This window comes from Bacillus sp. NPDC094077 (genome assembly GCF_050279465.1).
In the GTDB taxonomy this organism is placed as follows: domain Bacteria; phylum Bacillota; class Bacilli; order Bacillales; family Bacillaceae_G; genus Bacillus_A.
Window position 1 is genome coordinate 235,947 of the sequence record NZ_JBNNUF010000007.1, and the last position, 13,264, is coordinate 249,210.

Annotated in this window: 14 protein-coding genes, 7 tRNA genes and 2 riboswitches; of the genes, 2 read left to right on the forward strand and 19 right to left on the reverse strand. The window is 36.2% G+C overall.

All coding sequences use genetic code 11. The annotated features are described in order from the left end of the window. Positions 1-573 precede the first annotated feature (573 nt). From thiD to tenA, 10 genes are read right to left on the reverse strand one after another with little or no spacing between them, the layout of a single operon-like run. Complete coding sequence (thiD, locus tag ACQKNR_RS18555; RefSeq protein ID WP_427319455.1) at positions 574-1,395, reverse strand: bifunctional hydroxymethylpyrimidine kinase/phosphomethylpyrimidine kinase; 822 nt, start codon at positions 1,393-1,395, stop codon at positions 574-576. Positions 1,396-1,401: 6 nt separating this feature from the next. Then, on the reverse strand, positions 1,402-2,421 hold the full coding sequence (gene thiF, locus ACQKNR_RS18560; RefSeq protein WP_427319457.1) for a thiazole biosynthesis adenylyltransferase ThiF: 1,020 nt from the start codon (positions 2,419-2,421) through the stop codon (positions 1,402-1,404). Continuing rightward, positions 2,414-3,184: a thiazole synthase gene (gene thiG / locus ACQKNR_RS18565; RefSeq protein WP_427319459.1), complete on the reverse strand. Its 771-nt coding sequence runs from the start codon at positions 3,182-3,184 to the stop codon at positions 2,414-2,416. Before thiG ends, thiF begins: the two co-directional genes overlap by 8 nt. 2 nt (positions 3,185-3,186) lie before the next feature. Then, positions 3,187-3,390, reverse strand: coding sequence for a sulfur carrier protein ThiS (thiS, locus tag ACQKNR_RS18570; protein ID WP_098989363.1), 204 nt, complete (start codon positions 3,388-3,390; stop codon positions 3,187-3,189). Between the two features lie 15 nt (positions 3,391-3,405). Then, the gene (gene thiO / locus ACQKNR_RS18575; protein ID WP_427319461.1) at positions 3,406-4,515 is read right to left on the reverse strand and encodes a glycine oxidase ThiO; all 1,110 of its coding nucleotides are present in this window, start codon (positions 4,513-4,515) and stop codon (positions 3,406-3,408) included. Continuing rightward, the gene (gene tenI, locus ACQKNR_RS18580; protein WP_427319463.1) at positions 4,508-5,128 is read right to left on the reverse strand and encodes a thiazole tautomerase TenI; all 621 of its coding nucleotides are present in this window, start codon (positions 5,126-5,128) and stop codon (positions 4,508-4,510) included. The genes thiO and tenI overlap by 8 nt, the downstream gene beginning before the upstream one ends. Positions 5,129-5,138: 10 nt before the next feature. Continuing rightward, positions 5,139-6,140 (reverse strand): ABC transporter substrate-binding protein, encoded by a 1,002-nt coding sequence (locus ACQKNR_RS18585; protein WP_427319465.1) that lies wholly within the window; start codon positions 6,138-6,140, stop codon positions 5,139-5,141. Further along, complete coding sequence (locus tag ACQKNR_RS18590; RefSeq protein WP_427319501.1) at positions 6,137-6,889, reverse strand: ABC transporter permease; 753 nt, start codon at positions 6,887-6,889, stop codon at positions 6,137-6,139. Before ACQKNR_RS18590 ends, ACQKNR_RS18585 begins: the two co-directional genes overlap by 4 nt. Beyond that, positions 6,889-7,638 carry an ABC transporter ATP-binding protein gene (locus ACQKNR_RS18595; protein ID WP_427319467.1) on the reverse strand — a complete coding sequence of 250 codons (750 nt, stop codon included), beginning with the start codon at positions 7,636-7,638 and terminating at the stop codon, positions 6,889-6,891. The genes ACQKNR_RS18590 and ACQKNR_RS18595 overlap by 1 nt, the downstream gene beginning before the upstream one ends. Continuing rightward, positions 7,607-8,302 carry a thiaminase II gene (gene tenA, locus ACQKNR_RS18600; RefSeq protein ID WP_427319469.1) on the reverse strand — a complete coding sequence of 232 codons (696 nt, stop codon included), beginning with the start codon at positions 8,300-8,302 and terminating at the stop codon, positions 7,607-7,609. The genes ACQKNR_RS18595 and tenA overlap by 32 nt, the downstream gene beginning before the upstream one ends. Positions 8,303-8,386: 84 nt before the next feature. Then, positions 8,387-8,489: riboswitch (TPP riboswitch) on the reverse strand. A 60-nt stretch (positions 8,490-8,549) separates the two neighbouring features. Next, positions 8,550-8,661, reverse strand: a riboswitch (TPP riboswitch). 273 nt (positions 8,662-8,934) lie between these two features. On the opposite strand from tenA, the gene ACQKNR_RS18605 reads away from it, so the two are divergent. Continuing rightward, entirely contained in the window at positions 8,935-10,095 is a 1,161-nt protein-coding gene (locus ACQKNR_RS18605; RefSeq protein ID WP_427319471.1) for an SH3 domain-containing protein, read from the forward strand. A 5-nt stretch (positions 10,096-10,100) separates the two neighbouring features. After that, on the forward strand, positions 10,101-10,433 hold the full coding sequence (locus tag ACQKNR_RS18610; protein WP_427319473.1) for a hypothetical protein: 333 nt from the start codon (positions 10,101-10,103) through the stop codon (positions 10,431-10,433). A gap of 227 nt (positions 10,434-10,660) precedes the next feature. On the opposite strand, the gene ACQKNR_RS18615 is transcribed toward ACQKNR_RS18610, so the two are convergent. The 9 genes from ACQKNR_RS18615 to ACQKNR_RS18655 all read right to left on the reverse strand — a co-directional run bounded on the left by ACQKNR_RS18615 (position 10,661) and on the right by ACQKNR_RS18655 (position 13,248). After that, positions 10,661-11,812 (reverse strand): DUF3965 domain-containing protein, encoded by a 1,152-nt coding sequence (locus tag ACQKNR_RS18615; protein ID WP_427319475.1) that lies wholly within the window; start codon positions 11,810-11,812, stop codon positions 10,661-10,663. A 321-nt stretch (positions 11,813-12,133) separates the two neighbouring features. After that, complete coding sequence (locus tag ACQKNR_RS18620) at positions 12,134-12,553, reverse strand: CBS domain-containing protein (RefSeq protein ID WP_427319477.1); 420 nt, start codon at positions 12,551-12,553, stop codon at positions 12,134-12,136. 132 nt (positions 12,554-12,685) lie between these two features. After that, positions 12,686-12,757, reverse strand: a tRNA-Glu gene (locus tag ACQKNR_RS18625). A 1-nt stretch (position 12,758) separates the two neighbouring features. Then, a tRNA-Asn gene (locus ACQKNR_RS18630) sits at positions 12,759-12,833 on the reverse strand. 9 nt (positions 12,834-12,842) lie between these two features. Continuing rightward, positions 12,843-12,919 (reverse strand) — tRNA-Ile (locus tag ACQKNR_RS18635). Between the two features lie 10 nt (positions 12,920-12,929). Next, positions 12,930-13,000: transfer RNA gene (locus ACQKNR_RS18640), tRNA-Trp, on the reverse strand. A gap of 6 nt (positions 13,001-13,006) precedes the next feature. Then, positions 13,007-13,079, reverse strand: a tRNA-Thr gene (locus ACQKNR_RS18645). 9 nt (positions 13,080-13,088) lie between these two features. Further along, positions 13,089-13,164 (reverse strand) — tRNA-Phe (locus ACQKNR_RS18650). 8 nt (positions 13,165-13,172) lie between these two features. Beyond that, positions 13,173-13,248 (reverse strand) — tRNA-Asp (locus tag ACQKNR_RS18655). Between the last annotated feature and the right edge of the window lie 16 nt (positions 13,249-13,264).

Sequence of the window (13,264 nt, forward strand, 5' to 3'; positions counted from 1 at the left end):
TCAAGAGGAATTTTCATTAGTCGTATTGTAATAATATTAAATAAAGAAATGATTGAAAATTAAAGGTGAAACGAGAGAGGTATATGACCGAAAACAACAAGAATAATTCTATTAAAATAATAAAATGAAACTTTAATCAGTGGGGGTTTTGTACATTCCCCACTGATTATTAGTTGAACCAATCGGGCTTTTACGGGCAGTTGATCTCCCACCTAACTTCCTCGCATTCGCCAAATTTTGAGGTGAGAGTCTTACTGCCCGTTAATACGGGATAAAAATTCTAGGTAATTCGTTACTATTAATTTTAGCGATTTTAGTTATTATTCCTTGTTATACTAACTTCCGTACTATATTAGAAATCATTTTTTAATTTCTTGTTTGTTATTAATTTATAGTAAATACTTAAAAATAAGAAAGCTATGATTCCCTATTTTATATATTTAATATTAATATCATCACATTTTTTATATACTTTACTCATTTAAACGAGAAGAGCCAATCACATTTACTAACATATATTATTAATCGTTAACATGAATAACCCGTGGGGAGCCCCACGGGTTAAATTTTCACTTATGCATGTGTCTTATTCAATTGATACGCAAAATGATTCGTCGGTCCATGACCACTTCCAATATTCAACGGCTCTTCAATTGCTATACTAATAAATCGTTTTGCTTCTTGAACTGCCTCTTCAATTGAGTATCCTTTCGCAAGTCCTGCCGTAACTGCAGATGCAAATGTACAGCCGCTTCCATGTGTTTGCTTCGAAGGAATTCGTTCACTTCTAAATTCAATAAACTTTTCTCCATCAAAGAGTAAATCAATTACTTCATTACCTTGATACTCTGCATGTCCGCCCTTCATAAGCACGTATTTAGCACCTAATTCGTGCAATACTTTCGCAGCTTCCTTACTATCTTCAACATTATGAATCTCCATCCCAGTTAACACTTCTGCTTCAGGAACATTCGGTGTTACAACAGTTGCTACTGGTAATAAATATTCTTTTAATGCTTGTACTGCTTCTTGTTGTAATAATGATGCTCCACCTTTTGCAATCATAACAGGATCTAGCACAATATTATTCCAGCCAAATTTCTTAATACGCTCTGCAACAATTTGAATAATTTCACTGCTAAATAACATTCCTAGTTTCACAGCATCTGGTGTTAAATCCGTACCAATTGAATTCAGCTGTTCCATAATACCTTCTAACGGAACAGGATATACCCCTTGAACGCCAAGCGTATTTTGCGCTGTAATTGCAGTAATTGCTGTCATTCCATACACACCAAGCTCTTGGAACGTTTTTAAATCTGCTTGAATTCCAGCACCGCCTCCGCTATCAGATCCTGCAATTGTTAAAGCTTTATTTACTTTCATCCCACTCATCCTTTTCTATCCAAAATAGCGATGATAAATTGTTTTTGCTTCACTTATATCTTTCGTTCCATGTACGAGTACACGGCCATCTTTAAAGGCGACTAACCTCTTTTCTTCAACAGAAAATGATAGTAAATATGGATTTATATTTAAATCCTTCACGCGACCTTTCAGCAGCTGCTTATATTGTTCAAAATTCATTTCTTCCTTATAAGGTGGTCTAATTTGAACTGTATTTCTCCCGCATAAAACTGCTGTTTTCGAAGTGTTTTCTTTATTTAAATACGGGTATAGCGCATCCTCACCACACGAAGGACAATTATGCTTACGAAGCTTTTGCACATTCATACATGAATATTCATTCTTCCATACATCAAACGACACAAGTCCATCTCGAAGCGATTCATAATCTTCTACTAACAGTTTAAGAGCTTCCGTAACTTGATGAGAAACAACAAGAGATACAGCAGGTGATATAATCCCCGCTGTATCACATGTCGCCCCGCCAAGCGGAATCGATTGTAATAAGCATGATAAACATGGCGTTTTACTAGGAAGAATTGTGTAAGACAGGCCGTAACTTCCTACACATGCTCCGTATATCCATGGAATAGAATATTTTTGCGCTATATCATTTACAATAAAACGTGTTTCGAAATTATCAGTCGCATCAATCATTACATCGACGTTTGTAACAAGTTCTTCTAGCTCTTCAGCCGTTACATCTTGAACGAGAGCTTCTATTCTTACTTCACTATTAATCTCTTCTAGACGTTTTTTTGCTGCTACAGCCTTCGGAAGATTATTCTCTACATCGCTTTCTGCATACAATTGTTGTCTTTGTAAATTACTCCAATCTACATAATCACGGTCAACAATTGTTACATTGCCAGCACCAGCCCTTACAAACATTTCTGCATTTGCACTACCTAATGCGCCTGCACCGATAATAAGTACATGCTTTTCTTTTATCTTCTGTTGTCCTTCTTCTCCAATTGGAGAAAATAGTTCTTGGCGCGAATATCGATTATTCAACTACGCTCATTCCTTTTAAAGGACTGCTTGCAGTTGCACAACGTTTGCGCGCAATACGACCTGCTTCAAAGCCTAAACGTCCTGCCTCAATACTTAATTTCATTGCCTGTGCCATCTTAATAGGATCTTTCGCACCAGAAACAGCTGTATTTAATAAAACACCATCTGCTCCTAATTCCATCGCAAATGCTGCATCAGCTGGGCTACCAATACCAGCATCAACGATAACTGGTACTGTTGCTTGTTCAATAATAAAGCTTAAATTTAATGGATTTACAATTCCCAGTCCCGATCCAATCGGTGATGCGCCTGGCATAATCGCATGCACGCCAAGTTCTTGTAATTTACGTGCTAATACAACATCATCAGATGTGTACGGAAGAACGATAAATCCTTCTTCCAGTAACATTTCAGATGCCTTTAATGTTTCTACTGGATCAGGTAGTAACGTTCTATCATCGCCAATAACTTCTACTTTTACCATGTCACAAAGTCCAGAAGCTTTTGCTAATTTTGCAATACGAACAGCTTCTTCAGCATTTTTTGCCCCTGCTGTATTTGGTAATAACGTATATTTTTTTACATCAAGTTTCTCTAATAAATTAGGTTGCTTTGCATCAAATATATCCATACGACGTACTGCAAATGTTAAAACTTCAGCTTCAGAAACATCGATTGCCTTTTGCTGCACATCAAAATCAGAGAATTTCCCTGTTCCTAATAAAAGTCTAGAATGAAATGAAAATGGTCCAATGTTTAACATAATCAACCGCCTCCTACGAAAGTTACAATCTCAATTTGGTCTCCATCAAAAACAGATGTATCTTTATGATCATCTTTTTGTAAAATATCTTTATTACGCTCTACTACAACAATTCTGTTATCTAACTCTAAATGTGTAAGTAGCTCAGCTACTGTTTTTACACTCGCTGGCACTTCAACCTGGTTACCATTAATTTTCAAATTCAAATTTTCATCCCCTTTCTAAACCGTTTTAGAAAGCAATGATTCTAGCAAGTGATTCCCCTGCTTTCCTTCTATTAAATCAGCCATATACTGACCAGAAACAGGACTTAATAAAATGCCGTTTCGATAATGGCCCGTACAAGCATATAAACCTTTTATTTCTTCATGCTCTCCCATATAAGGAGCTTTGTGATTCGATTGTGGTCTTAATCCTGCCCATGCGCTTTCCCACTCTGCTTCTTTTAAAGCCGGCAATATTGTATAAGCACGCTCTAATATGGAAGTAATACTTTCTGGTTGTACAGACTTATTGAACATATGAGGATGCATCGTCGCCCCTATTACATAACGTCCACCACGTTTCGGCGCGATGTAAAATCTTTCTTGGAAAATAGGAGCTTTCAATAGTTGCTTTCTACTTCTTACTGCAACCACTTCACCCTTCACTGGGTATGTCCCCCAATCGCGGTGAAAATAACGTAGTAGCTTCGTGCTCCATGAACCTCCCGCAATAACAACTTTCTCACATGTGATAATACCTTCGCTTGTAACAATTCCGGTCACTTTATTATTTTCAATACGAATATCAAACACTTCTGTCTGTTCATATATATCAGCACCGGAAATTGCTGCAGAATGTGCGAATGCTTCCGTAAGCTCTGGTGCAATAACGTGACCATCTTTCGGATAATATACCGCTCCGATAATGGATTCAGATAGAAATGGCTCTTTTTCTCGCAAATGGTCTCCCGTTAAAAAATAGGAATCTTCACCTGTTTTCTGCTGCCAATCCATAATGTGAAGAATTCTCTCTTTCTCATCTTCATTTTGAGCGATGCGATATATCCCTTTTTCCTCATATCCAATATCAATACCCGTTTTCTCACGTAAACCTGCTGCAAGTTGTGGAAATATAGCTCGGCTTTTTCTAGCAAATTCAAATAGCGGGTCATACGCATCCCATTCTGCTTGAACACCCAGTAAACCAGCGGCAGCTTTCGAAGCTTCAGATGCAATTCTTTGCTTCTCTATAATTGCTACTTTATGTCCTCTTTCTGCTAGAAAATGTGCAACTGAACTACCAATTACACCACCACCAATAATCGCTACATCATACTTCTCACACATGTTTTTCCGCCCACTTTCTTATTGATTCCTTATAAGATTTCGCTTTGCTATACGGGTTACTACTACTTACAATTCCAGACATAACTGCTATACCACTTATACCGTTAGTAAGAACGTCCGCTGTGTTTTCTGGAGTGATTCCTCCAATTGCCATAATCGGTATGGATAAACACCTTGCAATGTCTGCAATTTCTTCAAGCCCTCTCGCTGGCACACCTTTTTTACAATCCGTCGGAAATACATGACCATAAACGAGTGAATCTGCTCCATTTTTAAATGCTACTATCGCTTCCTCTAACGAATGTACGGAATAACCGACATGCAAATAAGAAAACTTTTCTTTCACTAACCTTACATCTACGCTTCGGTATCCTAGTTGAACACGAGGAATATTTAATAGAATAGCGATATCAATTCGATCGTTTATAACAATTTTAGAAGCTGGAAAACCTTTCGTTAAAAGGCTTTCCACTCCTTCATATAATTCCTTCGTACTTTTCTCACGCTCACGAATATGCAAATAATCAATCTCACTCTCAATTTGCATCGCTACATTCACTAACCCTTCGAATGGCATATGGCCATTTGAGATTACATGGAGCTCATTTTTCATATTCATTCGCCTACTTTAAAATGTTTTCAAATAATTCATCAGCTGGAATGATTTCTTTCGTCATTCCTTTTTCTTTCAACCATTTATTTTGTTTCTCCCACGACTCTTTTGAATCCGATAAGAATGGCTCATCTTTCATTTCCATCTTCTCTAATAAAATTTTCATACTTTCTTTTTCAACTTCTGGCACAAGCGGGAAGTTTTCTTTTTCTTGATGATCTAATAAAATATTTAATGCTTCATCCGGGTTTTTCTTCATAAAGTCATACCCTTTTTTCGCCCCACGTAAAAAGGCTTGCAACGCTTCTTTATCTTTTTTCAACGTTTTATCACCTGTTACAAACACAAGTTCATGATAATTCGGTACACCGTAATCAGCTGGATTAAAGTACGCTGGTTCATGCCCTTCATGACGCATAACAGGTACTTCATGGTTAATGTATGCTCCTGTTACAGCATCTACTTTTTTTGTAATTAATGCTGGTACTAAATCAAATCCAACATCGACTACTTTCACTGTATCTGGATTACCACCAGCTTCTTTTACCATCGTTTTTAAATACGCTTCACTTAAAGGTGTTCCAGAGTATCCTACTGTTTTTCCTTCTAAATCTTTCGGTGATTGAATGCCTGCTGATTTCAGCGATACGACATGATTTAATGGCGAACGTACGACAGCCCCAATTGATTTCACTGGAATTTGCTCATTTGCTCTTGCCATAACAACATCTGGCTGATAATATAAGCCAACCGTTACTTTTCCTGCAGCCGCTAACGTTAATGGATCAGTCGGATTGGAAGGGAATTTAATATTCACCTTTACTCCTTCTTCTTTAAAGTAGCCTTTTTCAATTGCTGCATAAATAAAGCTGTGTACCGCATTTGGGTACCAATCTAGCATGACTGTTATTTCTTTCTCTTTTTTACTTTTATCTGATGCTGAATTACTCGAACATCCCGCAATCATTGCAACTAATAATGTAAACACAAAGATGCGTTTTAATAATTTCATGAATGCTTCCTCCAACTAATGAATTTCTTTTCTAATATAGAAATAAGTATGACGAAGAAAATAGCTAATAATGATAACAATACAATGGGTGCAAATACACCAGCTCCGTCTAACTGCGTCATCATTCTCTTACTGAAATATCCAAGCCCAGCTTGTGCACCGAGCCATTCTCCAATAGCTGCACCAATCACACTAAGTGGAACTGCAATTTTTAAAGCTGAGAAAAAATAAGGAAGAGCCGACGGCAACTTTAATTTAAGAAAAACATCTTTTTTCGTTGCTCCATATGTAACTAAGAGCTCCTCCCATTCTTTTTTTGTACTGCGCAGTCCGTCATACGTATTGACCGCAATCGGGAAAAACGTAATTAAAACTGTAACAACAACCTTACTCCAGATGGTGTATCCAAACCATAAAACAAATAACGGAGCAAGCGCAGTAATCGGAATGGTTTGTGAAGCAACTAGTAAAGGATAAAATGCTCTTTCCATCCATGTACTCGCATTCATTAGCATCGCTAGCCCTACACCTAATACGATAGAAATAACAACACCTATTAAAACGACGTATAATGTTGCTGGCAAATGAACCGTAAATAATATATCTTTTAGTTTCCATATCTTCATTACAATTGCAGACGGTGACGGTAAAATATACATCTCATCTACAATTCTTGCGCCTATTTCCCACACAGCAAGTAAAATACTAGAAAGTGTAATGGCAGGAACTAATTCTTTCAAACGGTTCATCATACGAGTACCTGCCTTTGTAACATACTAAGAAGCTCATCTTTCAGCGCTAACACTTCCGGTTTATATAAATCCTTTCGTGTTCTGTTATGGTCAAGCGGCACAATCCGCTCAGTCAAAGTCGTTATCGGCTGCTGTTCCACTACTAAAATTCGATTCGAAAGAAACAGTGCTTCTTCAACATCATGAGTGATAAATAAAATTGTTTTTTCCCACTCTTTCCATTGTTCAAACAACCATTCTTGTAAAGAAGCATTCGTTAAAGCATCTAACGCGCTAAACGGTTCATCTAATAACAATATCTCCCCGCCTGTTAATAAAGTTCGGATAAAAGATACGCGCTGCCTCATGCCTCCAGATAAATCTTTCGGATATTTCTTCTCGTATCCTTGTAGACCAAATTTATGTAACAGTTCCTTTGCCTTTACTTTTGCTTCTTTCTTCTGCACACCTTGGCACTCTAGCGGTAAGGCAGCATTCTCAATAATTGTTCTCCACGGCAAGAGCATATCTTGTTGGGGCATATACCCTACAGGATGGTTCTTTGTTTCTGTCAGCTCTATCTGTCCAGTGCTTGCTTCTTCTAAGCCTGTAATAAGGCGAAATAAAGTACTTTTTCCGCAACCACTCGGTCCGATAATGCTCACAAACTCTTTGTCCTGTATAGAAGCATTTAATTCATGAATGATTGGTTTCTCATCATAATAAAAAGAAACATTATGAAACTGTAGTATGTTCTTGCTCCTCAAATCCCCACATCTCCTTACGATAGGACATATCCCAGAATAAATATTCAAATCGACTGGAATATAAGAAAATCTCCTCTAATCGATCTAGCTCTTTCTCTGATTTTCCTACTGCCATCTCATTTAATAAATCTATTAACCAAATACAAAGGTTACCGTATTCTTCAGAACTATATCCTTGAATCCACTCACCAAAGAACTCATGATCACTTGCCCCAGGAATATCATTTAAACGCTTTCCAATCTCCCAATAGCTCCACATACACGGAAGAAGTGCTGCTATTAATTCTGCAAGTGTGCCGTTTTGAGATACAGACATCATATAGTTTGTATAAGCTAAATTTTTAGCTGATGGTTTTGCAGATTCCATCTCTCGTGCAGAAATACCTAGTCTTTTTGCATACTGTTTATGGATCGTCATTTCTCCATTTAGTATTCCGTCAATTTGCTCAGCGAACTTTGCCATCACTTGAGGATTCGTTGCTTTTACAACACCAATAGCATATATTTTTGCGTAATCTAACAAATATAAATAATCTTGAATAATATAATACTGAAATTTATCTTTTTCTAACGTGCCATCCCCCATACCTACTACAAACGGATGATTATGACTCATCTCCCAAACTGGTTGTACAGTTTCTAATAATCTATCGCAAAATTTCATTTCTCTTTCCCCTTTCAATATATGAATCTAAATAAAAAACCACTTCTCTATATAAGAAGTGGCTACAGCAAATAAAATGTTAATTTATTCGTTGTTCCACTTCCCTTCGCTAGTATTACCTAGATCAGGTCTGTAAGGGTTAAGGATTATTCCTCTCTCAGCACGAAAAGCACCCCTAGTGGTTTCAATATGGAATTTTTAAATAAAAAAGCCCCGTTTCTATACGCAAAGAAACGGGGACTCATTATTAGTGTCCGAATTGCTTCCCTACGCTAGCATAATCTAGATCAGGTAATAAAAAGGATCAAAGGCTTACGGCCCACTCTCAGCTGGCAACACCAGCTCTCCTAGCAAACTATAAAATTATCACTGTCAGTATAACACCCTAATAAGACATCATCAACTGTTTTAATTTTCTCAATTGTCAACAAAATAACAAAGTTATACAATACTTATATTCTATTTTAGAAAATAAAATCCCAATTAATTGTATAAAAAGGCATCATTATCCTGAAAAAATTTATTTTTATATTGATTTCATATTACATTTATGTGAATACACCCACTATATTATATCTTTATACTATAATAAAATTACAACTAACTATACAACTAGAGGAGGTCTCTATTATATGAATATGAAAGCTACTGCTCTAACAGTAACTACTGTCGCAATTGCCTCATTACTTCCTTCTATGGGAGAAACAAATGTACAAAAAGCAAACGCTGAACAATTATCTAATGTTAAAACTGGATATGTCAAAGTCGATCAAGTAGCCTTACATAAAGAAGATAACACAAATAGCACATCACTTGATACAATTCGCTTTAATACGAAAGTGAACATACTTGAAACAACTAATGATTGGTATAAAGTATCTGTTAATAATAAAGTAGGTTATGTACAAAAAGATGCTATTCTACTAAAAAACAAACTTCAATCTAATAATCAATACATCGTCAATACTAATGCATTAAACGTTCGCTCTGAACCTAATTTAGAATCTTCCATTTTAGATGTATTACCAAATGGTAAGTTCGTTACCGTTCAAGGAGAGCAAGGCGAATGGTATAAAATTTTACATAACGGCCAAACAGGTTATGTACAAAAAGCGTTCATATCTAATGGATCTCAGCCTTTAGTAAAAGGAATCACAGTTCAAAATAATACGAAATACACTGTTGCAACGCCAAAATTGAATGTACGTAGCAATGCTAGCACAAGTAGCGCTCTACTTGGTTCCTTACAAAACGGTACACAGGTACAAGTAGTAGAAACAGTAGGAACTTGGTATAAAATTCGTTTTGGCACAGGATACGGATATGTAGCCAAACAATATGTGGTACAAAATCAACAGCAATCACAAGCTCAAACAGCTTCATCTTCAGCTATTCCAGCAGTTTTCAAATTCCCTACTCAAGGAAAAATCAGCTCAACCTTTGATATGCGCTGGGAGCAAATGCATTATGGAATAGATATTGCAGCACAAGGTAACGTCTCCATTCAAGCTGCCGCTGCAGGTAAAGTTGTGAAATCTTATTATTCAGCTAGTTATGGCAATGTCGTGTTCATCGCCCATCAAATAAACGGGAAATTATATACAACAGTTTATGCTCATATGAAAGATCGTACTGTACAAGCTGGTGATCAAGTACAAACTGGACAATTACTAGGTCATATGGGAAACACAGGTCATTCATACGGGCAACACCTCCATTTTGAATTACATAATGGAGAATGGAATTTTGAAAAAACAAATGCAGTAAATCCACTGCCGTATTTAGTTAGGTAAATTGTATGCCACGCAATATACCTCTCGTAATTGAATACTTCGCCTTTTTAGGTTTAATCTGTTGTTTAATAATTTACAATACAAACACTGTATTTTTATCTATTATCATTGCTTTTGTTGCTTTAGAAATTATGATGGAATCATTCCAAGTGCAACTAAAACAAAAAATTGCCCATATTTATAATGCTATTTTTCTATTAAGTGCCCTTATAACAAATGTTATTAGTAATGGCTTTTATTTATCTACCGTAGTTCCTGTATTCTTTATGGCTGTTTTATTATTCATAGCTAGATACATTAATGTCCCTAATAATAAAAAACATGAACAAGAAGCCTAAAAAGAGGAGACACTGTGTACCAATCTTTCAAAGATAACCCGATGAAATATATATTGAATGTATATGAAAAACTAAATACTTTTTTTGGTATACAAGGAAGTTCTACTGCACAATTTCTCCTTTATGGGATGTTATTTCTTGTCTTAATTACTTTCTCTTTGTTTTACTAACAAAAAAGGATCTCAAATAAATTTGAGATCCTTTTTCATTTATATAGAAAATGCTCTTTATCCACAAGCATATTTTTCATAAATAAAACTAAGATTATATTTTTTCTCTAAGCTCATTCTTTGCTCATCATCGCACCAATAGAACAGAATATCATGAATCGTTGCATAACGCTTATTTTTAAGAAATAGTTTAAAGAATGATGGTAAACAATCATGTAATTGTATAAATATATAATTGCGTAGTATTTCCTCTTTATATTCAATGCCCTTACAAAGGTACAGTAATTCTTCACAATAATATGCATGCTGTGGAACTTGAATCATTTCAAAAAATGGTACGTATGATAGTAACTTTCCAATAAAATGGTCATATCGATCCATTACCCCTATCGTCATATGCTCCATCATTTCTTTCATTACATATAAATAATCATCTACATGAGTTGTCTTTAATGGGTCTAATCGATCTGAAATTTGAGAAAGTACAGCTCTTTGACAAGCTAAAACTACTTGACTAGGTCCATAATATGATAGAAAATCTGTACACTTACGATACTTTCGTAATAAGTCATGTGTATATAAATCATACACAAAAGTATTACAATACATCGCTAGACTCATCATATCACTATTCAATTGCTCTTTTGATAGTGCTTTAGCTCTCTTACACATATAAAAGAATGTAAATTCCAATACTTCTTTTTGAGATAATAAATATTTACAATCTGTTATACATTTTTCATTAAATTTAACTCTATCCCAAATTTCTACATCCCCATCTGTTAATTCACCAACACGATATTTAATAACTAAGTAGTTTAAAGCAACCGCTTGCGTCAAAAGATCCCATGTTTCATATTCCAGTGAAGTTTTGACAAATTCATCTAGCCCTTGGGTTACCATAAAAGCATTTGCATCTTCATACCAACCAATCTCTTGACATAAACGAAGAATACGTACTAAGGTTGGAATCTCATCTTTATGAAACTGCGGTAAATTCTTTACTTTATTCATTCCATAAACGATAAATTCTGCTAAATTTTCTTCTTTATAAAATTCTTTTTCTCTCCACACTAATATAGTTCGCTCTTTCCCTTCACCTTTTGGGTGACGAGGTACAAGTAAAGATAGTAATTCAGCGAAATTATTTGGTTCTATATATGTATCTGTAACCAAATTCCAATTTGGATCGCCCTGTACAGCCCTCATATAATTCCCCTTCCCTTTTTATCTACGTAGGAAATATTAATTCATCATTACAACATTAAAAGTAAATATTGTTATATTCAAAACCCCTCATAATACTTATATCTATCAGTATATCATTTTTTCTCCTATTAAAAATTAGGAATGACAAATTTTTAAAAAATGTCAAAAATATTAACTATGTACTCATTATATAATGTTTCAGATACATCACGCTAATATATTAGTTTAATCCACATATACTAGAATAATGTATCTGATTTTTATCCATAATTTATTCCACTATTTGTGGGCAATCAAACCCTCACTAATCAAAGTTTCACTTTATTCCGTATGCTCCGAGATTTCACTTAAAGCAAACCCAGCTTGATCATCTGCCGACTCTCTTATCGCTAAATCACCTAATGCTAGCACCCCAACAAACTGACCACCCTCAACTACTGGCAATCGTCTAATTTGATGCTGTGCCATTAATTCTATAGCTTTTTCAATAGAATCATCTGGAGAAACTGAAACAATGTTTGTTGTCATTACATTTGTAATTTTATTAGATCCAGGATGTTTTTCAGCAATCCCTCGAACAACTAAATCTCGATCAGTAACAAGCCCAACAACTTGTTCATTTTCAACAACAGGAATCAATCCAACCGATTCTTCCTTCATTTTTACAGCAGCCTCATATACATTATCTAACGGTGTACAATATACAATATGCGTACTCATAAAGTCTCGAACTTGCGTCATTTTTTATCTCCTCCTTTTAATACATACCATAGTTTTTCCTAAATCCCTTTATTTATTTGAGAAAAATAAGGCGATAAAAAAGAGGATTATACACAATAAAAAAGAGCCAGCATATTGCTGACTCTTTTTTTATGACCCGTACGGGATTCGAACCCGTGTTACCGCCGTGAAAGGGCGGTGTCTTAACCACTTGACCAACGGGCCATGGCTCCGCAGGTAGGACTCGAACCTACGACCGATCGGTTAACAGCCGATAGCTCTACCACTGAGCTACTGCGGAATAAATATATGGTGGGCCTAAATGGACTCGAACCATCGACCTCACGCTTATCAGGCGTGCGCTCTAACCAGCTGAGCTATAGGCCCATATACTTTACAGGGGCAGTAGGAATCGAACCCACACTGGAGGTTTTGGAGACCTCAGTTCTACCTTTAAACTATGCCCCTAAATGATGCCGGCTAGAGGACTTGAACCCCCAACCTACTGATTACAAGTCAGTTGCTCTACCAATTGAGCTAAGCCGGCAAAAAAAAATGGTGGCTCGGGACGGAATCGAACCGCCGACACGAGGATTTTCAGTCCTCTGCTCTACCGACTGAGCTACCGAGCCAACATAAATGGCGGTCCCGACCGGGGTCGAACCGGCGATCTCCTGCGTGACAGGCAGGCATGTTAACCACTACACCACGGGACCATTGGTTGCGGGGACA

Excerpts from the sequence above, each read along its gene's own strand:
- thiD (WP_427319455.1), bottom strand. The coding sequence starts at position 1,395 with ATGAGTGGGATGAAAGTAAATAAAGCTTTAACAATTGCAGGATCTGAT.
- thiG (WP_427319459.1), bottom strand. The coding sequence starts at position 3,184 with ATGTTAAACATTGGACCATTTTCATTTCATTCTAGACTTTTATTAGGA.
- thiO (WP_427319461.1), bottom strand. The coding sequence starts at position 4,515 with ATGTGTGAGAAGTATGATGTAGCGATTATTGGTGGTGGTGTAATTGGT.
- tenI (WP_427319463.1), bottom strand. The coding sequence starts at position 5,128 with ATGAAAAATGAGCTCCATGTAATCTCAAATGGCCATATGCCATTCGAA.
- ACQKNR_RS18585 (WP_427319465.1), bottom strand. The coding sequence starts at position 6,140 with ATGAAATTATTAAAACGCATCTTTGTGTTTACATTATTAGTTGCAATG.
- ACQKNR_RS18590 (WP_427319501.1), bottom strand. The coding sequence starts at position 6,889 with ATGAACCGTTTGAAAGAATTAGTTCCTGCCATTACACTTTCTAGTATT.
- tenA (WP_427319469.1), bottom strand. The coding sequence starts at position 8,302 with ATGAAATTTTGCGATAGATTATTAGAAACTGTACAACCAGTTTGGGAG.
- ACQKNR_RS18605 (WP_427319471.1), top strand. The coding sequence starts at position 8,935 with ATGAATATGAAAGCTACTGCTCTAACAGTAACTACTGTCGCAATTGCC.
- ACQKNR_RS18610 (WP_427319473.1), top strand. The coding sequence starts at position 10,101 with ATGCCACGCAATATACCTCTCGTAATTGAATACTTCGCCTTTTTAGGT.
- ACQKNR_RS18615 (WP_427319475.1), bottom strand. The coding sequence starts at position 11,812 with ATGAGGGCTGTACAGGGCGATCCAAATTGGAATTTGGTTACAGATACA.
- ACQKNR_RS18620 (WP_427319477.1), bottom strand. The coding sequence starts at position 12,553 with ATGACGCAAGTTCGAGACTTTATGAGTACGCATATTGTATATTGTACA.